This window comes from Streptomyces sp. DG2A-72 (genome assembly GCF_030499575.1).
In the GTDB taxonomy this organism is placed as follows: domain Bacteria; phylum Actinomycetota; class Actinomycetes; order Streptomycetales; family Streptomycetaceae; genus Streptomyces.
The window spans coordinates 3,551,705-3,569,842 of record NZ_JASTLC010000001.1 but is presented as its reverse complement, the minus strand read 5'-3'; the positions used below and the strand labels follow the sequence as shown (position 1 = coordinate 3,569,842).

The 18,138-nt window shown below is 70.5% G+C and carries 19 protein-coding genes; 4 read left to right on the top strand and 15 right to left on the bottom strand.

Translation table 11 applies throughout. The features are described 5' to 3' along the window. Positions 1 to 98: 98 nt before the first annotated feature. The 10 genes from QQY66_RS16885 to QQY66_RS16840 all read right to left on the bottom strand — a co-directional run bounded on the left by QQY66_RS16885 (position 99) and on the right by QQY66_RS16840 (position 12,025). Entirely contained in the window at positions 99 to 1,034 is a 936-nt protein-coding gene (locus QQY66_RS16885) for an NAD-dependent epimerase/dehydratase family protein (RefSeq protein ID WP_301981186.1), read from the bottom strand. Further along, the gene (locus QQY66_RS16880; protein ID WP_301981184.1) at positions 1,027 to 2,490 is read right to left on the bottom strand and encodes a UDP-glucose/GDP-mannose dehydrogenase family protein; all 1,464 of its coding nucleotides are present in this window, start codon (positions 2,488 to 2,490) and stop codon (positions 1,027 to 1,029) included. The genes QQY66_RS16885 and QQY66_RS16880 overlap by 8 nt, the downstream gene beginning before the upstream one ends. Positions 2,491 to 2,726: 236 nt before the next feature. Continuing rightward, positions 2,727 to 3,869 (bottom strand): GNAT family N-acetyltransferase, encoded by a 1,143-nt coding sequence (locus QQY66_RS16875; protein ID WP_301981183.1) that lies wholly within the window; start codon positions 3,867 to 3,869, stop codon positions 2,727 to 2,729. Beyond that, positions 3,866 to 4,540, bottom strand: coding sequence for a lipopolysaccharide biosynthesis protein (locus QQY66_RS16870; RefSeq protein ID WP_301981182.1), 675 nt, complete (start codon positions 4,538 to 4,540; stop codon positions 3,866 to 3,868). The genes QQY66_RS16875 and QQY66_RS16870 overlap by 4 nt, the downstream gene beginning before the upstream one ends. Further along, entirely contained in the window at positions 4,537 to 5,685 is a 1,149-nt protein-coding gene (locus QQY66_RS16865; protein WP_301981181.1) for a glycosyltransferase, read from the bottom strand. Before QQY66_RS16865 ends, QQY66_RS16870 begins: the two co-directional genes overlap by 4 nt. Further along, positions 5,682 to 6,464, bottom strand: coding sequence for a polysaccharide deacetylase family protein (locus tag QQY66_RS16860; protein WP_301981180.1), 783 nt, complete (start codon positions 6,462 to 6,464; stop codon positions 5,682 to 5,684). Before QQY66_RS16860 ends, QQY66_RS16865 begins: the two co-directional genes overlap by 4 nt. After that, on the bottom strand, positions 6,454 to 8,151 hold the full coding sequence (locus QQY66_RS16855; RefSeq protein WP_301981178.1) for a lipid II flippase MurJ: 1,698 nt from the start codon (positions 8,149 to 8,151) through the stop codon (positions 6,454 to 6,456). The genes QQY66_RS16860 and QQY66_RS16855 overlap by 11 nt, the downstream gene beginning before the upstream one ends. Continuing rightward, complete coding sequence (locus tag QQY66_RS16850) at positions 8,148 to 9,452, bottom strand: O-antigen ligase (RefSeq protein WP_301987343.1); 1,305 nt, start codon at positions 9,450 to 9,452, stop codon at positions 8,148 to 8,150. Before QQY66_RS16850 ends, QQY66_RS16855 begins: the two co-directional genes overlap by 4 nt. Positions 9,453 to 9,653: 201 nt before the next feature. Continuing rightward, positions 9,654 to 10,664, bottom strand: coding sequence for a family 16 glycosylhydrolase (locus QQY66_RS16845; RefSeq protein WP_301981176.1), 1,011 nt, complete (start codon positions 10,662 to 10,664; stop codon positions 9,654 to 9,656). A 140-nt stretch (positions 10,665 to 10,804) separates the two neighbouring features. After that, complete coding sequence (locus tag QQY66_RS16840; protein WP_301981175.1) at positions 10,805 to 12,025, bottom strand: glycosyltransferase; 1,221 nt, start codon at positions 12,023 to 12,025, stop codon at positions 10,805 to 10,807. A 269-nt stretch (positions 12,026 to 12,294) separates the two neighbouring features. Here QQY66_RS16840 and QQY66_RS16835 point away from each other — a divergent pair, with 269 nt between their 5' ends. Next, complete coding sequence (locus QQY66_RS16835) at positions 12,295 to 12,627, top strand: hypothetical protein (RefSeq protein ID WP_301981174.1); 333 nt, start codon at positions 12,295 to 12,297, stop codon at positions 12,625 to 12,627. 329 nt (positions 12,628 to 12,956) lie between these two features. Here the strand turns inward: QQY66_RS16835 and QQY66_RS16830 are convergent, their stop codons facing one another. The 4 genes from QQY66_RS16830 to QQY66_RS16815 form a co-directional block, all read right to left on the bottom strand. Continuing rightward, positions 12,957 to 13,277: a hypothetical protein gene (locus QQY66_RS16830; RefSeq protein WP_301981173.1), complete on the bottom strand. Its 321-nt coding sequence runs from the start codon at positions 13,275 to 13,277 to the stop codon at positions 12,957 to 12,959. Positions 13,278 to 13,335: 58 nt separating this feature from the next. Beyond that, complete coding sequence (locus tag QQY66_RS16825) at positions 13,336 to 13,653, bottom strand: hypothetical protein (protein WP_301981172.1); 318 nt, start codon at positions 13,651 to 13,653, stop codon at positions 13,336 to 13,338. 58 nt (positions 13,654 to 13,711) lie between these two features. Beyond that, the gene (locus QQY66_RS16820) at positions 13,712 to 14,038 is read right to left on the bottom strand and encodes a hypothetical protein (protein WP_301981170.1); all 327 of its coding nucleotides are present in this window, start codon (positions 14,036 to 14,038) and stop codon (positions 13,712 to 13,714) included. 417 nt (positions 14,039 to 14,455) lie between these two features. Continuing rightward, the gene (locus tag QQY66_RS16815; protein WP_301981169.1) at positions 14,456 to 14,842 is read right to left on the bottom strand and encodes a hypothetical protein; all 387 of its coding nucleotides are present in this window, start codon (positions 14,840 to 14,842) and stop codon (positions 14,456 to 14,458) included. A 326-nt stretch (positions 14,843 to 15,168) separates the two neighbouring features. Between QQY66_RS16815 and QQY66_RS16810 the strand changes: the two genes are divergently transcribed. The 3 genes from QQY66_RS16810 (at position 15,169) to QQY66_RS16800 (ending at position 17,120) form a co-directional block, all read left to right on the top strand. Further along, on the top strand, positions 15,169 to 15,579 hold the full coding sequence (locus QQY66_RS16810; protein ID WP_301981167.1) for a tyrosinase family oxidase copper chaperone: 411 nt from the start codon (positions 15,169 to 15,171) through the stop codon (positions 15,577 to 15,579). Continuing rightward, positions 15,576 to 16,436, top strand: coding sequence for a tyrosinase family protein (locus tag QQY66_RS16805; protein WP_301981166.1), 861 nt, complete (start codon positions 15,576 to 15,578; stop codon positions 16,434 to 16,436). Before QQY66_RS16810 ends, QQY66_RS16805 begins: the two co-directional genes overlap by 4 nt. Before the next feature lie 87 nt (positions 16,437 to 16,523). Continuing rightward, positions 16,524 to 17,120, top strand: coding sequence for a DUF2087 domain-containing protein (locus QQY66_RS16800; protein ID WP_301981165.1), 597 nt, complete (start codon positions 16,524 to 16,526; stop codon positions 17,118 to 17,120). A gap of 27 nt (positions 17,121 to 17,147) precedes the next feature. Here the strand turns inward: QQY66_RS16800 and QQY66_RS16795 are convergent, their stop codons facing one another. Then, the gene (locus QQY66_RS16795) at positions 17,148 to 18,107 is read right to left on the bottom strand and encodes a D-2-hydroxyacid dehydrogenase family protein (protein ID WP_301981164.1); all 960 of its coding nucleotides are present in this window, start codon (positions 18,105 to 18,107) and stop codon (positions 17,148 to 17,150) included. Positions 18,108 to 18,138 lie beyond the last annotated feature (31 nt).

Genomic DNA, 18,138 nt, shown 5'->3' with positions numbered 1-18,138 from the left:
CTTCCAAGGCACTACTCCTCCCGAGACAGGAAAAAGCGACGTTCGAAATGGATGCGACGGCACGGGTCGAGCACGAAGGCCGCCGCGCGCGACGCGCGTCACACGGGGGCGAGTTGGTCCACGCTCGCGTGCACGCTCGTGCCCGTGCCCGCGCGGAACTGCGCGATGTAGTCGCGCAGGGCGATCCTGGGCTCCCAGCCCAGCGCCCGTGCCCTGGAGTTGTCGGCCCGGCCCCGGGTCCGTTCGCCACGGCGGGCGGGTACGAACTCGATCGGCGCGCCGAACATCCGGGCCACGTCGATCACCCGGTGCTCCTCGCCCCGGCCCAGCAGATATCCGTCGCCGGACCCCTTGGCCGCGCAGATGAGAATGCCCTCGACGATGTCGTCGACGTGTGTGAAGTCCCTGCTCTGCGTGCCGGGTTCGACTACGGTGAGCGGGCGACCGAGGCGGTACTGCTCCTCGAAGATGCCGATGACCGTGGCGTAGGTGCCGGTCGAGATCTGGCCCGGGCCGTAGACGTTGTAGAAGTACGTGATGACGTAGTCGAGTCCGAACCAGTCGCCGTAGTTGCGCAGGTACTCGACGTTCTTCGCCTTGGTCCAGGCGTACGGGTTGAGGTGCTCGTCGCGTCCGCCGTTGCCGAACTTGGAGCTGGAGCCGGCGTAGACCAGGCGGGCCTCGTGCTCCTGGCACAGCGACACCACTTCCTTGGTGCCGAGCAGGTTGAACTCCCAGACCCGGTCGGGCTCGTCGAAGGACTGGGGGATGCGGGAGTACTCGCCGAGGTGGTGGACCGTGCCGATGCGGCCGAGGCCGTGTGCGGCCCAGATCTTGGCGATGTCGGTGGTGCAGCCTTCCAGGTACCGGACCCGGTCGTCCTGGATGTGGTTGTCGCGGCTGCCGGTGAAGTAGTTGTCGACGGAGACGATGCGGGTGCCGGGCGCCTTGGCCAGGAGCTTCCGGATCAGATGGCCGCCGATGAAGCCGGCGCCTCCGGTGACGAGGGTGAGGCCGTCGCGATCGTCAGACATGAGCCATCTCCTCGTGGTGGGCGGACTCCAGACGGGGCTCGCCGGCGGGCGCGTGGACGGTGCCGGTGCGGCGGCGTTGTCCGATGCCGCGGCCGATGGCCCGGTAGGTCCAGCCGGCCTGCCGCCAGGCGGCGGGGTCGAGGCAGTTCCGCCCGTCGAGCACCCGGGGGACGGAGACGACCTTGCCCAGGACGGCGGGGTCGGCGTCCCGGAACTCGGCCCATTCCGTGAGGACACAGACCAGGTCGGCCCCGGCCCCGGCGGATTCGAGGTCGTCCGCGTAGTCGAGCAGGGGCTCGGCGCGCCTGGCGTTGTCCGTGCCCATGGGGTCGTAGACACGCACTCGTGCCCCGGCCGCGCGGAGTGCCGAGGCGACGGCGAGGGCGGGCGAGTCGCGGACGTCGTCGGAGTCCGGTTTGAAGGTGGCGCCGAGTACGGCGACGGTGTGGCCGGACAGATCGAGGTGCGGGTCTGCGGAGGTGCCGCCGAGCATGGTGGCGGCGAGCTCGACGGTCCTGGCCCGGCTGCGCTGGTTGATCATGTCGACCTCGTGCAGCAGGCGCGGTGCGCCCACGGCACCGAGCTCGCTCGCCCGCTGCTGGAAGGCCCTGATGTCCTTGCCCAGACAGCCGCCGCCGAATCCGACACCCGCACGCAGGAAGGCCGGGCCGATCCGCGGGTCGTGGCCCAGGGCCTCGGCGAGTTCGGTGACGTCGGCGCCTGCCGTGTCGCACACCTCGGCCATGGCGTTGATGAAGGAGATCTTGGTGGCGAGGAAGGAGTTGGCCGCCACCTTCACCAGCTCGGCGGTGGCGAAGTCCGTGATGAGCAGGGGCAGTTCACGCCCTTCGTGCTCGGCGAGCCGGTAGAGGCCCTCATGGGCGGCGTGCAGCCGCGCCAGTGCGCTCTCGTCGCGTACGCCGAACACGATCCGGCTGGGACGCAGGACGTCCTCGACGGCACGTCCCTCCTGAAGGAACTCCGGGCTCCAGGACACGTCTACCGCGATGCCTTCGGGGGCGTGTTCCCGGGCCAGCCGCTCGACGTGCTCGGCGGTGCCCACGGGGACCGTCGACTTGCCGACGATGAGCGCGTCCCGGTGCAGATGGCGGGCGAGTGCGGTCACCGCGGTCTCGACGTGGCCGAGGTCGGCTCCGAGGCCGTCGGGTCTTTGGGGTGTGCCGACGCAGATGAAGTGGATGTCCGCGAAGCGGGATGTCTCGTCGATGTCGGCGGTGAAGGAGAGGCGGCCGGCCCTGAGATTGCGGCGTAGCAGCGTATCCAGTCCCGGTTCATGGAACGGCAGGACGCCGGAGGCGAGCCGCGCGGCCTTCGCGATGTCGTTGTCGTAGCCGATCACGTCGTAACCGAGGTCGGCGAAACAGGCGGCGTAGGTCGCGCCGAGATATCCGGTGCCGATGAACGAGAGCCGTGGGCGTTGGGTGTCAGCGGACATCGTGAGGGATGCTCCATTTCCTGATCTCTGCTGGGATGACCGGCATTGAACTGACCGCCGCTAACTTGGTCAGGAAATTTCGGGGCGGGCGGCGAATTCATATATACACGGAAATGGAGTCTGTCCAGGTGGCCTGACGCGGTGCCGACGCATATTGTCATCCAAAAGGCCGCCCGGCCCACGCCCGGACGGCCTGCCATGAAATGTTCAGCTGTTGTCAGAGATCCGACGCTCCGTCATGTTCCGTCGGCGCCACGGTGGTTCTCGTTGTCGGCGCTGCTCCGGGACCACGCCCGACTGCGCAGGATCACCTTGGCCCGGCCGCGCGCGGCGGCCTCGCCGGCGGCAGCCGCCAGCAGCGGTGCGGTGCGGCGACGGGCCAGCAGGAGACGCTGGTTGACGACGGACTCGGGGTGCCAGCGGTACTTGTACGGCTCGTTGCCGCGCAGCAGGCTCAGCACCTGGTGCTCGCGGGACGCGAGGTACTCGGCCGACGCGCGCACCACCATCGTCGCCACGTCCGCCTTGCGCTCCCGCAGCCTCGGATGGACGCCGTACAGATAGACGCCCGCCAACTGGCGGGACAGCAGCGTCAGATCGACGGCCACGACCTCGTCCTCCAGCCGGTACTCCCGCACCAGCGCCTCGCCGGAGCGGGCCATGGGGACGGTCGACCGGACGAGGTGGTCGAGAAAGCGCGGTCGCAGATGCTCCGGCGTCACGCCCCTGCCCTGCCATTGCAGTTGATGCAGCTCCAGCATGCGCCGCAACGACGACGCCGTCTCCTCGGGGCCCACGACACGCGACTCGACGCCGAGCCTGGTGAGCTTGTTCAGCTTGTTGCGGATCCGCTGGGAGCGAGTCTTCGGCAGCCGCCCGAGCAGATCGTTCATGGGAGCGGCGGGCAGTTCCAGGCACTCGGAGTCGCGCAGCCGTCGGCGCGGGCCGCCCCAGATGCGGTAGATCCGCTCCACCGCGGCACCCGGCCGCACTTCGCGGAAGTCGATCAGTGCGGTACGGGCCTCGTCGTGCAGGGCGTCCGCCAGGGCCAGGGTGCCCTGTACGACCGCCTGCTCGTCGAGGAGCACATCGCAGAAGTCGGTGATGGCGCCGCCGATCGGCACCAGCGCGGGCAGCGGATAGTGCACGCGCATGAGCGGCGCGGCGGCCACCAACGTGCCGCGCCTGCGCACCAGCACGAGCCGGAGCCGGCCCGGCCTGCCGTACGACAGCCACCACGAATGCACCCAGGCGTAGCTCTGGAACGGCGTCGCCGCCGGACACGCCCTGTGCAGGCGCGCCCACTCCTCGGCCAGCCCGGCGAACACGCGCTCGTCGGTGCACATCTCCACCGACAGCGGGCTGCCGGACGCGGTCATCCGAGTTGCTCCTGCGCATCACCGGCGTGGGCCGGAGCCGGCACCGAAGCGTGCGCCGAGTCGTCCTGGTCCGTGCTCGGCCGCGGCCGGACCAGCAGGGCCAGGCCACCCAGCAGACCTCCCGCGCTGGCGCCCACGAGCGTGGTCAGGGCGGGGGACGCGGACGACGGCTGGGCGGGCTTCAAGGCGCGGGAGAAGCTCACCAGCTTGATGCCGGTGTTGCCGGCGGCGTGGCCGGCATGCTCGGTCAGCGAGCGGGTCACGGCGTTGGCCATGTCGGCGGCCTGCGTGGGGCGCGTGGAGGTCGCCGAGATCGAGACCATCGGCGCGTCCGGCGAGGTCTGGGCCCGCACGCTCCTGCGCAGCGTCCCGACCGGAACGTCGGCCCACATCTGCGCGTACCCGAGCACGGCGAGCTGCGTGGCGACGCGGCCGTACGCCTGCGCGAAGCCCAGCGCCGCCTGCGAGTCGACGTAACTCTGCTTGACCGGTACGGCCATGACGTAGCTGGTGGCCGTGTACTGCGGGGTCTGCGCCGTGCCGTACAGGCCGCCGGCCGCGGCGCCGAGCAGTACGCCGGCCGGCAGCAGCCACCGCGCCGGCAGCCGCGTGGCGCGCGCGAGCGCCCGGAGGGCACGTCGTGCGGGCTGAGGGGAGGTGTCGGTCGTCATCGGGGCCTCACTTCCAGGGGTGCGTCGGACAGGACTGCCGAGTACAGATCCACCGTCTGCCGGGCGATGTTCTGGATGCTGTTGCGCTGTACGACGTCCGGGACGGTTCGCTCACCGGGATGCGCCGCGTACAGCCGCAGCACCTCCCGCGCGTACTCCTCGGCACCGCACGGGACCTGCCGGGCGGTCGGTACCGCGTCGGGGGGCAGGTCCGAGACGGCCGGGGCGGATGTGTACAGCACCGGTAGCCCCGTCGCGAATGCCTCCACCACGGCCATGCCGTAGGTCTCGGAGGTCGACGGGCCGGCCAGCACGTCCATCGCGGACATCAGGTCGGGCATGCCGGGCGCGTCGTCCCCGGGGTCCGGTACGTACGGCCGCTCGCCCGTCATCACCACCCGGTCAGCGACCCCCAGTTCCCGGGCGGTGTGCCACAGCGCCGCCTTCTCGGGGCCGTCACCGACCAGCAGCAGCCGTACGTCGGCGGGCAGCTGCGGCAGCGCGCCCACAAGCACCTCGAAGTGCTTGCCGGGAATCAGCCGGCCGACGCCGCCGACGACGTACGAGTCCTCCGGCAGCCCGTAGTGGATCCGGGCCTTCTTGCGGCGCACGTCGTCGAACCGGAACAGCGCAGGGTCGAAGCCGACCGGGATGACGCGGATGCGTGACCCGGGCACCCCCCACGCCCGCAGGTCCTCGGCCCCCGTCGGCGACACGGCGATCGTGACGCGGCCCAGGCGCTCGCCGAGCAGATACAGCGCGCGCACACCAGCGGTCAGCCGTCGGCCCTCCAACTCGGTGCCGGACAGGCTGTGTTCGCTGGCCACCACCGCCCGCACCCCCGCAAGGCGCGCGGCGATCCGCCCGTAGAGACACGCCCGGTACAGGTGGGTGTGGACGATGTCGTAGCCGCCGGTCCGGATCAGCCTGACGAGACGGGGCAGGGCGCGCAGATCGCGGTTGCCGCCCATGCCGAGGTGCAGGACGCGGATCCCGTCGGCCCGCAGCCCGTCGGCCACCAGGCCGGGCCGGGTCAGCGTGACCACGTCGCACTCCACCTCCGGCGGCATATGGCGCAGGAGCTGGCGCAACTGCTGCTCGGCGCCGCCGGCCCTGAGAGCGGTGATGATGTGCAGAACTCTCATGCGCTCGTCTCCAATGCGCGGCCCCAGACACGGGCCAGCCGTCGTTTCAGTTCCAGATGCACCGCCGTGTCGGCCTGCCTGATGTTGATGCGGGGCAGCGCGAGATCGCCGGCGGCTTCCCGGCCGGGGGCGATGGCGCAGGCGTACCGGTAGCCCGCGCTGCGCACGGCGGCCCGTACGCGCGCGTCGATCGTGCCGTACGGGTAGCAGAAGCCCTCGACGTCCTCGCCGGTGATCCCGGCGAGGAGGGTGCGGCTGTCGTGGAGCTCGGCGTGCAGCAGGTCGTCCGGGAGAGCGATGAGGTCGGTGTGGGTGAGGCCGTGCGAGGCGATCTCCATGCCGGCCGCCGCGATCCGGCGGACGCCGTCGGCGTCGAGCAGCGGCTTGCGCGGTCCGTACGACTCCCAGTCGTTCCCGCCGCCGAGCCGCCCGGCGACCAGGAACACGGTGGCGCTGCACCGCCGGCGGCGCAGCACGGGCAGCGCGGTGGTGAGGAAGTCGGCGTACCCGTCGTCGAAGGTGAGCCCGACCAGGCCGCGTTCCTCCCCCCGGGCACGCGCCGCGAGCAGCTCGCGCATGCTCACCCCGCGCAGGCCGCGCCCGCACAGCCAGGCGAGCTGGCGGTCGAGGCGGTCGGGGGAGACGGTGATGTGGTGCGGGTCCTCCGGGCAGTCGGAGACGGAGTGGTACATGGCCACCCAGGCGCTGGGGCCGCGCCGGGTACGTCCTCGTGCCGTCGGCGCGATCGCGTCGCGGGATGCGGAGCCGTCAACGACCATGGCGTGCCTTTCGGGTGAGGAAGCGTCGGACGGCGCGTGCGGCGACACGCATCAGGTGCCGGGCATCCGCCGCGTCGAGGACCCACGCCAGCACCAGGAAGACGACGGTCACAGTCACGCCCCCCGCGGCGACCGCGGCCGGCGGCGAGCTGAACGCCCGTGCGCAGAAGAACCCCGCTCCGGCTGCGCACGCGGCAGCGACAGGCGCCTTGGCCAGTTCGACGACGAGCCCGCGAACACGCACGGGCACGGGCACGCTGTGCGAGCCCAGCCCGTGCAACAGGATCAGCCCGGTGAGGGTGATACCGGCCGCGTTGCCGAGGGCGATGCCGCGCGCGTCCCAGTGGCTCGCGCTCCAGGCGTCGATGCCGGCGGTGGCGACCAGGCCCACAGCCATCGCCCCCGCCGGGTACCAAGTGGCGCGCCCCGCCGAGAAGTACGACCGCAGAAGCGTCCCCACCAGCGCCTGGCCGAGCAGCCCGAGCGTGTACACCCGCAGGATGCCGGCGGTCGCCGCGGTGTCCTCGGCGGTGAAAGCGCCCCGCTCGAAGAGGACCTGGACGATCTGCGGCGCACAGGCCACGATCGCGGCGGCGCCCATCAACGCGATCGAGGCCACCAGGACCAGGTCCTGTTCGATACGCTCCCGGGCCCGCCGCAGATCCCCCTGGGCGATGGCCTGTGCCACCACGGGATACGTCACGATGGCCAGCGTCAGCGCCAGCAGCATCGGGTACTGCCCGACCTTCTGGGCGTAGTTGAGGTGGGAGATGGAACCGCTGGGCAGCTCGGATGCGAAGTAGCGCTCGACGAGGACCTGCGAGTGGCGGCACAGCGCGAAGACGAGAACCGCGCCGACCAGGGCGAGCGTGAGCGGCCGGCCGTCCTCCTCGGCCTCCGCGGACGAGGGCTGCCGGGGCCCGTCGGAGATCCTGCGCCACAGGGCGATCCCCTGGACGGTGACCATGAGGCACCCACCGAGCGCGACGCCGAACGCGGCGGACCGCACGCCCCAGTGCCCACCGAGGGCGAACATCGTGACGATGATCGCGGAGTTGGACGCGAGGGAGATCGTCGCCGGTGCGAGGTACGAGCGGTGCGCTCGCAGCGCCGCGCTGCAGTACCCGGCCAGTCCGAAGGTCAGGACGCAAGTCGCCGTCAGACGGGTGCAGTCCACGGCGAGGGACGGATCGGGCAGGCCCGGCGCGAGGACGGAGACCAGCAGCGGCGCCGCGACGATGAACAGCGCCGCCATGCCGGCGAAGGCGAGGCCCAGCCGTGGCAACGACGCGGCGATCAGCGCCCGCACCGGGTCGGGCGAGATGACGCCGCGCGCCCGCTGGGCCAGCGCCACGCTGAACGCCGGGACCAGCACGATCACCATCCCGTCCTCGATCAGCAACGACCCGGCCAGCTCGGGCAGGGTCCAGGCCACCAGCAGCGCGTCGGTCTCCCCGCTCGCCCCGAAGAAGTGGGCCAGCGACTGGTCCCTGGCGAGCCCGAGCAGCGACCCGAGCATGGACAGCACGGTGGTGAGCAGGGTCGCCTTCGCGAGGAAGCGGCCCGAGGGGGCCGATGCGGGCGCCGTGTCCGCGGCACGGGCGGTGGCCCGGCTTCGCCCTGGGACGTCGTCCTGCTCGGCGTCGGGAAGGCCGGCCGGGACGGAACCGGTCGGCGTGGGCCTCATCGCGGGCCCTCTTCCGACGCCGCGGTCGTGGCCGGCGCCGCGCCGCCGCCCATCGCCCACCAGGCCGCGAGTCCGAAGTCCAGGGCCACCAGGGTGGCGGAGCCTCCGCCGGTGTCGGCGTACGTGAAGTCCACGAGCTGCCACAGGAGCAGGCCGCAGCAGATGAGCGCGCAGTCCCGGTCGTGCCGTGCCGTGCGGGTACGGAGCAGTCGGCGCAGCCCGCACACCAGCAGGGCCAGCCAGCTGCCCGCCACCGTCACCACACCCACCAGGCCCTGCTCGCTCAGGACCGTCAGGTACATGTTGTGCGGGGAGAAGAAGGGCTGGCGGTAGAAGTCGTGGCCCGCTCCGTCCGTGTCGGCCGCCGACTCCAGCGCGAGCGGCGCATGGCCGTCCCGGTACTCGGGGAAGGCCTTCAACCCCACACCGGTCACCGGCTGGTCGCTCCACATGCCCAGCGCGGCCGACCACAGTGCGTACCGGTCGAGGACCGACTGATCCGGAGCGGCGGCGACCTGCGTGATGCTGTCCAGCCGCTCCTGCAGCATCGACGTACCCACGCCGAACCCGCCGACCAGCACCACACCGGCCGCGGCTGCCACGGCGAACACCTTCACCGCCCGCCGCACCCCGGCCAGCAGCAGCTGTGCCCCGCAGGCCACGGCCGTGGCGATCCAGGCACCCCGGCTGAAGGACAGGACGAGGGGAACGAGCAGCACCAGCGCGCACACCGTGGCCACGACCCGCTGCCGCCGCACCGGCGCCTCGAGCGCGAGACCCGTGGCGGCCACGATCCCGGACGCGACGACCGTCGCCATCCCCATCACTTCGGTCGGCCCGAACGTGCCCACCGCCCGCACGAATTCCCCGTCGTACGAGGCACCCGTACCGGTCAGATACTGGTGCACCCCGACCGCGCCCTGCCACACCGCGAGACCGATCACCGACCAGGCCACCAGCCGCACATCACGGCGGTCGCGCAACAACAGCAGCACCGCGACCGGGACGAGCACGAACACCTGGACGCTGCGAGCCAGGCCCATGAGGCCCTCACCCGCACTGGGCGTGACCGTCGCGGCGACCGAGAAGCCGATCACAGGAAGCCCGAGGACCACGGCGGCTGTGCGTGTCAGCGGACGCCGGGCCCGGCGTGCGGTGTGTACGACGGCCCAGAGCACCACCAGCCCTGAGGCGGCGTCGGCAGGGGTCACGCCGTCCGACATGGGCGGCAGCCCGATCAGCGCGATCAGCGCCACGACGGGCAGAACGGGAGCGGCCCGGCGCAGCGCCGGCAGGGGCAGCGCCCACGGTGACGCGGCTGCGAGCGTCGTGCTCACCGGCACTCAGCTCCCCGGCCGTACGGAGGGGGAGCGGTGCTTTCCGTAGTCATGTGGGGTCGGTCTCCCTGCATGTGGGATTTTGAACCAGCACCTGTATTTATCTGAGAACTCGTCAACTGTGTCGGAACGGGCGCACCCGACACCTCGAATGGAGCATCGGCCTCATCGGAATACGCGCACATAGTCGGCGCTGAAGGTGATGGGGTCCTTCGTCTGCGGAACGGGGTGGTGGATGCCCGAGGAAATCGAGAGATTGACGTTCAGATAGGCGGACCACTTCGGGTCCACTCCGCGTCCGTCCTGGTAGACCAGAGCGCCGTCGACGTACCAGTCGGCGGAACGGGTGCCCAGCAGCACCCCGACCCGCATCCAATTCCCTTTGCCCGGGGGCCTGATCACGTGGTAATTGGCCGCTTCCCGGACGTGGTTCACCATTTCCAGCAGGTCCGGGGCATCGGGATGGTATTCGAGTACGTCGATCTCGTGGCCGTCGCCGATCCAGGTCCACACCGACGGCCACGCTCCGACGGCGGTGGGCAGCTTCACCCGGACCTCGATGTAGTGGCCGGGCCGCAGCCGGAACCCCTCTCGGGAACGTTCCGTCGTGATCAGCCCTGTCTCCCAGGCCTGCAGTCCGTTCTCCAGGGTCTGCCGACCGGGCCGAGCGGTGAAGATCGCTTTTCCGTCGGCGATACGCACGTTGTGGGGATTCAGCCAGTCGAGCTTGAAGTACCTCGGATTGTGGGTCCCGTATTCATAGGCCGAGCTGGCGTCGCGGGTCCAGCGGCGCCCCCACGCGAAAGGCGAGTTGAAGTCTTCCGCCCAGACGAGCTTCTTCCCCGCGGTCGGATCCACGCTCCGCCCCTTGGAGACGACCCGGAGCTTGGTCTTCGCGAGCGGATGGTGACCGGTCTCGTCGTCGTAATAGGCGTACTGGGTGTACGTGCCCGCGCGGAAGGTGCGGGGCTTGGTGGTGAAGGTGAAACCGCCGGGGCAGATCCGTGCGTTCATGGCCGCCCCGGGGTAATCGAGCGGCTTCTCCAGCCCGTCCCGTACGGCCACGCCCACTCTGCGGACAGTGACGCATTCGGGCGCGCGCAGCTTCACCGTGGCGGCGACGGCCTTTCCGGGCTGGGCGCCTGACGGAGTGAGACCGTCCTGGACGACGCTCACGCTTGCGGGAACGCTCCTCCCTTGTGGCGCCGTCGCATTGACATGACACGCCAAGGACACCATCCCGGCCATAGTCAGCGCCGCGACACGGCTCGCCCTCTTCATAGGCCGGAGCTCCCTCGTAGGTGACGGCCACGCCGTCAGGAAGTGATGGACTCCCTGCTCTGACTGGGTACGACGCACGACGTGGTGACCATGCCGAGCAGCTCGCGGTACACATCGATCACCGCATCCGTGGCGTGCCGCAGGTCGTGGGTGACGAGCACATGCGCGCGGGCCTGTGCACCCAGCGCGGTGCGCCTGGGCTCGTCCCGCAGCAGCGCCGTCACGGCCCGGGCCAGCGCGCCGGGGTCCTCCGGCGGCACCAGGCAGGACGGCAGATGGCCGGGCGGAAGGCTCTCGCGCGCTCCGTCCACGTTCGTGACGACGACCGGCCGGGCACACGCCATGGCCTCCAGCGGGGCGAGCCCGATGCCTTCCCAGCGCGACGGCAGGACCACGACGTCGGCGGCCCGGTACCAGGCGGCGGTGTCGGCGGTCGCGCCGGCGAACTCCACCGACGCGGGCGCTCCGGCGCGCAGCCGCTCCGCGTCCGGACCGTCGCCGACCAGCACCAGCCGTGCGCCGGGCACCCGCCGCACCACCTCGGGCCAGGCCTGCAGAAGCACGTCCTGCCCCTGCTGCCGGCACAGCCGCCCCACGCACACGACGACCGGGCCCTCCCCCACTCTCGGCTTCGCTCGAGCGGGGGGACCCCCATCGGACCGCGCCCGCTCTCCTTCCGGCCGGAACCGGTCGGTGTCGACACCGTTGGGGATCACCTGCCACCGCGCGGTGATGCCGTACCGCTCCCCGGCCCGCCGCTCCGCCTCGCTGACACACAGCACACGCGTCGCCCACCGCGCCCCGAACCGCTCCCAGCCCAGCGCCAGTTGGGCGACGACTCCGTCCGCCCCCGCGAACGACCAGGCGTGCGGCTGAAAGACGGTCGGCATACGGCCGTGCACCGCGAGCCGGGCCGCGACCCCCGCCTTCGCGCTGTGCGCGTGCACCAGATCCGGCCGTACCTCGCGCAACAGCCGCGCCAACCGCCGTACCTCGTCCGGGAGTCGGTGCCCCGGCGAGCGGGTCGCGTCCCAGCGCAGCACCGTGCAGTCCAGGGCGCGCAGCCCCTCCGTCAGCGTGCCGCCCTCCGGGCACGCCACGGTCACCCGCAGCCCCGCGGCGAGCTGCGCCGTCACCAGGTCCGTCACAGCCCGCGCGATCTCGCCCTCCACAGGCTGAGTCACATGCAGGATGTGCGGCGCGCATACCACGGACGGCGTCGCACGGCACGGGACGGGACCCGGGGAAATACGCATGACCGAGGCTGCCCTTCCGAAGAAAGAGTTCAATCGGCTTAGTTTGATCATGAGATGAGCAGCATGAGCCGCTTATCCATATGTATCTTCGAACCGATCAACAGTCTCGGAACTGCGACGCTTTCTGAGTGTTTCCTCGCACGGACCACCCGATCGGCGGGGGGTCTTCTCGTATGAGTTCCCGGGACTTGTCGGCGGCAGAGTTTCCCGGAAGGTCCGCTCTCGTTAGCCCAGGAGAACCGAGACCGAAGATTTGCCAAGAAAGGCGCATGATGAAGAACCTGAAGGCTGTTGCCGTCGTGGTCGGCTCCCTCGCCCTCGCCGGCGTCACTGCGCCCGCCGTCGCGGCGGACAAGCCGGGGAGCGGCCTGGTCGACAACGGGAAGACGGTCGCCCGCAATCTCCCCGCGGCCGCCAAGGCGCCGACGGGCATGGTGGGCGGCAAGGTGAAGCGCACGGCAGAGGGTGTGAAGCAGGGCGTGCAGGAGTCGGGCATGGTGAAGACCCCCGTCTTCGGCGGCACCCTGCCCAACGCTCTCGACGGCAAGCTGCTCAACGGCCTTCCGGTCGGCAAGACGGCGGCCAAGCCGGCCACCAAGTAGCGATTCATCCCGCGCCGGGCCGGCTCCGCACTTCTCGGAGCCGGCCCTTCGGCATGTATGCGGGGCTGCCATGGCCCTTTGCCCGTTGGGCCAAACGGACGATTCAGGGTGACCGTGGGCGGCGCAACTCCGTTGCACCTGGTGAATGGGCGCCCTTTCCTCCTTGTTGGCGTTCTCTCGTGACCGTGGGCCCTGTCTGTGTACTGACGCAGACAGGGCCCACGGGCTTGATGCAGAGCTCACCCTTCGCTGCAACTCACCTCTCGTCGTAAAAGCCGAGTGCGGTCCACCGGGTTTCCGGAGGACCGCACTCGGGTGTGAAGTACTGCTCAGAACAGCAGGCCGCCGAAGTAGGGGGCCATCTGCGACTGGTTGACTGCCGCCGTGTTGCAGGCGGCGTAGTGCGAGTTCGGCGCCGCGACGCCGCCGAGGACGGCTCCGTTGGACCACGGGGCGATGCATCGGCCGTCGATGAGGGCGCCATTGACGACGGCAATACCCTGCTGAGGCTCGTTCACGACGACCGGGGACGTCGAGAAGCCGTTGCCGCCGGTGACCGTGGTGGTGTCGCCGTCGGCCGCGGCGGTGCCGCCGGCCGCAAGGACGATGCCTGCCGCGAGGGCCGAAATGGCCGTAACCTTCTTACGCATGAGTTGCGCCTTTCCGGGCTGCGTGGGTTTACCTGCTCCGAATGGCTCGGAGCAGGGGTCAGAACAGCAGGCCGCCCTTGTGCGGGGCGTTCTGCGACTGGTCGATCGGGGCCGTGTTGCAGGCGGCGTAGTGCGAGTTCGGTGCGACAACGCCGCCGAGGACGGCTCCGTTCGACCACGGGGCAACGCAGCGGAGGTCGACGGCGGTGCCGTTGACGACGGCAATGCCTTGCTGAGGGGCGTTCACGACGACCGGGGACGTCGAGAAGCCGTCACCACCTGCGACATCCGTACAGTTGCAGGCCGCGGCGGTGCCGCCGGCCGCGAGGACGATGCCTGCCGCGAGGGCGGAAATGGCCGTAACCTTGTTACGCATGAGTTGCGCCTTTCCGGGCTGCGTGGGTTTACCTGCTCTGAATTGCTCGGAGCAGGGGTCAGAACAGCAGACCGCCCGCGTAGGGGGCGTTCTGCGACTGGTCGATCGGGGCCGTGTTGCAGGCGGCGTAGTGCGAGTTCGGTGGGACGACGCCGCCGAGGACGGCTCCGTTCGACCACGGGGCGATGCACCGGCCGTCGACGACGGTGCCGTTGACGACGAGAACGCCTTGCTGAGGGGCGTTCACGACGACCGGGGACGTCGAGAAGCCGCCACCGCCCTTGATGGTGGTGTTGTTGCCGCCGCCGTCAGCGGTGGCAATGCCGGCGCTGCCGACGACGGTGCTGAGGGCGAGGGCCGTGATGACCGCGAACTTCTTGGACAACTCGATTCCTTCCTGAATTCACGGTTGCGCACGCTTACGTACCAGGAAACCCATATAACTGTGCATAAGTCACGGTGAGAACATTCAAACGCGGGCAGATTCCATCGGATGGCGCAACGCGGGCAGCGTGGAATCCGCGCGGTGTTCCAGGAATTGCGGCGCTCGTCGGCCGTATGAGCCGACGGCATGGACGCCGACGTGCGTCCGGCCCACCGGCAGGGTGAGGGCCGGTGGGCCGGACAGATGGTTCGCGGGTGCCAGGGGGCTTTGGGCCCGCCGTATGCGGAGGTGGAGCTGCGGGTCCGGATCCAGCGTCTGGGCCTGCTGTCGGTCTCCGGCTGCCGAGAACCGGATCAGAGTCTCAGAATTCCAGGCCCAGCCTGCGGGAATTCGCTGGTGCGGCCGACTCGCACGCTTTCACTTGCTCAGCATGGTGCCGAGCCCGGCGGCGGTCGGCGCATGCAGCGGGTGGACCTGCACGGAACCCTTTCCGGCCGGGTTCTTCACCGGAATCGTGGGCTTCTTTGCGGCGTCCGGGTCCATTCCGTCCAGATAAATGCCGGACATTCCGCCCGAGTTGTTCTTGTCGAACGCGCTGCCCTTTCCGATCCCGCCTTCACGGACCAACTGCGTCACGGTGTCGGCCGCCGGCACGACAGCCGGAGACACCTTGGTCGGGGACATGAGACCGAGCGGAGCCGGGGCCGTACCCGAACCTCCGGCGGCCGATGCCGCGGCGGCGGAGCCGCCCACAAGACCCGCACCGATGGCCAACGCCGCAGTGGTGAAAACTGCCTTCTTCATGATTCACCTCGCTTGAAAAGTTACCTCTGATCCGACGGTTGGAGAACATAGCAGTCCATGGGCTCCGCAAAAGCGACACGTTGCTCCATACGTATGAAAGTCGCGGGAGTGAAGAATGCAATGCGCGAGGCGTTGCGGAGGGATTGGAATGTGATCGGCGAATCGATTGATCGTATGGTTCGTCCGGTGCGGTCCGGCTGAATTGCTGAAATGAATGAGGAATTCGGCTGACGGGCCGGCACCGCCGTATGGCCGTCTTGGCGGTGACCGTGGGGAGGGCTGGGCGGTTGCTCGTACGGACAGCCGAACCGTGCGAGGAGTGAGCGATGACGATGGGCACGCCGCGGCGGGAGGTGGCGCGGGGGCTGCTCGCCTCCGCCGTCGCCCCGTTCGTCACCGCCTCCCGGCCCCCGCGGTCCGCGGACGGGGTGGAGGGGACCGGTACCGCCTTCGACGAGGTCTACCAGGGCCGCCGTATCCAGGGCGTCCTGGTGCCCCTCGGCGGCCTCGGCGCCCTCGATGTCGCCTGGCACGTCACCGTGGACGGCCAACCGCTGCACCTCATGCGCCGGGCCGACGGCAGCTGGCTGAGCATGCTCGACCACTACGGCTGGTTCCGCACCCCGCTGGAGGCGACCCGCGCGGCCGTCGACGAACTCGGGCCCCTACGGCGGCTGCGTGACATCGCCCCCGGACCGCGGGGCGGCGGGCACTCGCATCAGGGGGGCAGAGCATGACGTACGTGCGTAAGAACGTCAGCAAGCTGACGCGGACCGAGCGGCGGCGGTTCGTCGAGGCGTTGCTGGAGCTCAAACGGAGTGGCGAGTACGACGAGTTCGTACGGCTCCATGTCGCGCACTTCGTAGGGGACGGCCACCGCGGTCTGCGCGCCGCCCATATGACGCCCTCCTTCCTGCCCTGGCACCGCCGGTTCCTGCTGGACCTGGAGAGCGCCCTGCGCCGAGTCGACCCCTCGGTGACGGTGCCGTACTGGGACTGGACCCGGGACCGTACGACGACCTCGGTGCCGTGGACGGACGATCTGCTCGGCGGCAACGGGCGGCGCTTCGACCGGCAGGTGATGACCGGGCCGTTCGCCTATGCGGCGGGTCACTGGACCATCCGGGTGGGCATCACCGACGACGAGTTCCTCACCCGGGATCTGGGCCGCCCCCGGAGGCCGATCGCCCTGCCCACCGAGGACGATCTGAAGCGGGCGCTGGACGACCCCGTCTACGACGTCTCCCCGTGGGACTCGACGGTGACCAGGGGCTTCCGCAACCAGCTGGAGGGATGGGGGAGCGGCAGCAACCCATGGCGCAACCACAACCGGGTGCACCGCTGGGTCGGGGGTGCCATGCTCGGCGGCGCGTCCGTCAACGACCCGGTCTTCTGGCTGGTCCATGCCTTCGTGGACCTGCAGTGGCAGCGCTGGCAGCGGCGCCACCGCAACCACCGCTATCTGCCGGACCGGCCGCCCGGTCCGGGCAGTCCCCAGTACGGCCGTATCGTCGCCCGGCACCAGCGGCTGCCGCCGTGGGATGTCACTCCGGACGAGTTGGAGGACGTGTCCCACATCTACCGGTACGCATGAGGCCCGCCCGCCTCGCATGGAAGAGCCCCCGCGCACGGTCGAGAAAAATCGCTCGGTACCGCGGCCGACGTCCACTAGCCTCCGCGCATGGCAACCGATGCGACGGAGCAACTGGTCCGACTGTTCGCCGAGGAGAACCGGGTGCGCGCCTTCGCCGCCGTGACGCTGGGCGCCGGGAGCGCCGAGCAGGTCGCCCGGGCGGCGGGGCTGTCCCCGAGGGAGACGGCTGTGGCGCTGCGGCGGCTGCGGGAGCAGGGCGTCGTGACGGCGGGGGACGACGGTGAACTGGGCGTCGCCTACGGCCTGTTCAAGGAGTACGCGCGAGCGGCGGCGCAGCGGGCGGACGGCTCCGAAGCCGCCGAGCGCCCCGCCTCCGGCAGCGATCGGACCGACATCGTCCTGCGGACCTTCGTCCGGGACGGGCGGCTGGTCCGGCTTCCCGCGCAGTGGACCCGTAAGAAGCTGGTGCTGCGGCACATCGCCGAGCAGACCTTCGAGCCGGGCGTCGAGTACCCGGAGCGGGCTGTCAACGACAAGCTGCGCGCCTGGTGCCAGGACAGCGACGACATCGACCATGTGACGCTCCGGCGCCATCTGGTGGACCTGCACCATCTGCGCCGGAGCGAGGGCATCTACCGGCGGCCGGTCGACACCGCGCAGGCCGGGGCCGCCGGCATCGCCTGACTCGCCGGCATCGCTCGACCGCCGACTTCAGGGCAGTTGTCGTACCGGAGAACCCGCCAGGAAGGCCTGGATGTCCTCCACCGCCTGGCCGTAGTACGTCGCGTAGTTGGCCTGGGAGACGTAGCCCAGGTGCGGTGTGGCGAGGAGGCGCGGGGCGGTGCGCATGGGGTGGTCGGCGGGGAGGGGCTCGATGTCGAAGACGTCGATGCCGGCGCCGGCGATCCGTCCCTCGTGCAGGGCGGTGAGCAGGGCGTCCTGGTCGACGATCGCCGCGCGCGAGGTGTTGATCAGGTACGCCGTCGGCTTGAGCAGGGCGAGTTCGGCGGGGCCGAGGAGGCCGCGGGTACGGTCGCTCAGGGCGAGGTGGATCGAGACGAAGTCGCTCTCGGCGAGCAACTCCTCCTTGGAGGCGGCCAGTTGCACGCCGCACTCGTCGGCGCGTTCCCTGGTGAGGTTCTGGCTCCAGGCGCCGACCTGCATGCCGAAGGCGAGAGCGACCTGCGCCACGCGGCTGCCGATCTTCCCGAGGCCGAGCAGCCCGAGGCGGCGGCCGTGCAGATCGGCGCCGACGGTGGACTGCCACGGGCCGCCCGAACGCAGGGCGTTGGCCTCCTCCACGATGCCGCGGGCGAGGCTCAGCAGCAGCGCCCAGGTCAGTTCGACGGGCGGGGTGGAGGAGCTGCCGGTGCCGCACACGGTGACGCCGTGCGCCTCGGCGGCGGTGTAGTCGATGACCGTGTTGCGCATGCCGGAGGCGATCAGCAGCCTCAGCCGGGGGAGCCGGGCGAGCAGCGAGGCGGGGAAGGGGACGCGTTCGCGGAGGGTGACCACGATGTCGAACCCGGCAAGAGCTTCGGCGAGGGCGTCCTCGTCGGGGAAGTGGAGGGAGAAGGGGACGACCTCTACGTCGTCCGCGAGCGGCGACCAGTCGGCGGCCTCCGTCGCCACCCGCTGAAAGTCGTCGAGCACAGCACAGCGCAGCCGCACGGCGGCTCCTTTCCGTGGCCGGGGCCCAGCG

Bases quoted from the DNA above. Each gene is read 5' to 3' on its own strand.
- QQY66_RS16805 (WP_301981166.1), top strand. From the start codon at position 15,576: ATGACGTACGTGCGTAAGAACGTCAGCAAGCTGACGCGGACCGAGCGG.
- QQY66_RS16875 (WP_301981183.1), bottom strand. From the start codon at position 3,869: ATGACCGCGTCCGGCAGCCCGCTGTCGGTGGAGATGTGCACCGACGAG.
- QQY66_RS16825 (WP_301981172.1), bottom strand. From the start codon at position 13,653: ATGCGTAACAAGGTTACGGCCATTTCCGCCCTCGCGGCAGGCATCGTC.
- QQY66_RS16815 (WP_301981169.1), bottom strand. From the start codon at position 14,842: ATGAAGAAGGCAGTTTTCACCACTGCGGCGTTGGCCATCGGTGCGGGT.
- QQY66_RS16860 (WP_301981180.1), bottom strand. From the start codon at position 6,464: ATGGTCGTTGACGGCTCCGCATCCCGCGACGCGATCGCGCCGACGGCA.
- QQY66_RS16830 (WP_301981173.1), bottom strand. From the start codon at position 13,277: ATGCGTAAGAAGGTTACGGCCATTTCGGCCCTCGCGGCAGGCATCGTC.
- QQY66_RS16855 (WP_301981178.1), bottom strand. From the start codon at position 8,151: ATGAGGCCCACGCCGACCGGTTCCGTCCCGGCCGGCCTTCCCGACGCC.
- QQY66_RS16885 (WP_301981186.1), bottom strand. From the start codon at position 1,034: ATGTCTGACGATCGCGACGGCCTCACCCTCGTCACCGGAGGCGCCGGC.
- QQY66_RS16880 (WP_301981184.1), bottom strand. From the start codon at position 2,490: ATGTCCGCTGACACCCAACGCCCACGGCTCTCGTTCATCGGCACCGGA.
- QQY66_RS16835 (WP_301981174.1), top strand. From the start codon at position 12,295: ATGATGAAGAACCTGAAGGCTGTTGCCGTCGTGGTCGGCTCCCTCGCC.
- QQY66_RS16865 (WP_301981181.1), bottom strand. From the start codon at position 5,685: ATGAGAGTTCTGCACATCATCACCGCTCTCAGGGCCGGCGGCGCCGAG.
- QQY66_RS16800 (WP_301981165.1), top strand. From the start codon at position 16,524: ATGGCAACCGATGCGACGGAGCAACTGGTCCGACTGTTCGCCGAGGAG.
- QQY66_RS16870 (WP_301981182.1), bottom strand. From the start codon at position 4,540: ATGACGACCGACACCTCCCCTCAGCCCGCACGACGTGCCCTCCGGGCG.
- QQY66_RS16840 (WP_301981175.1), bottom strand. From the start codon at position 12,025: ATGCGTATTTCCCCGGGTCCCGTCCCGTGCCGTGCGACGCCGTCCGTG.
- QQY66_RS16810 (WP_301981167.1), top strand. From the start codon at position 15,169: ATGACGATGGGCACGCCGCGGCGGGAGGTGGCGCGGGGGCTGCTCGCC.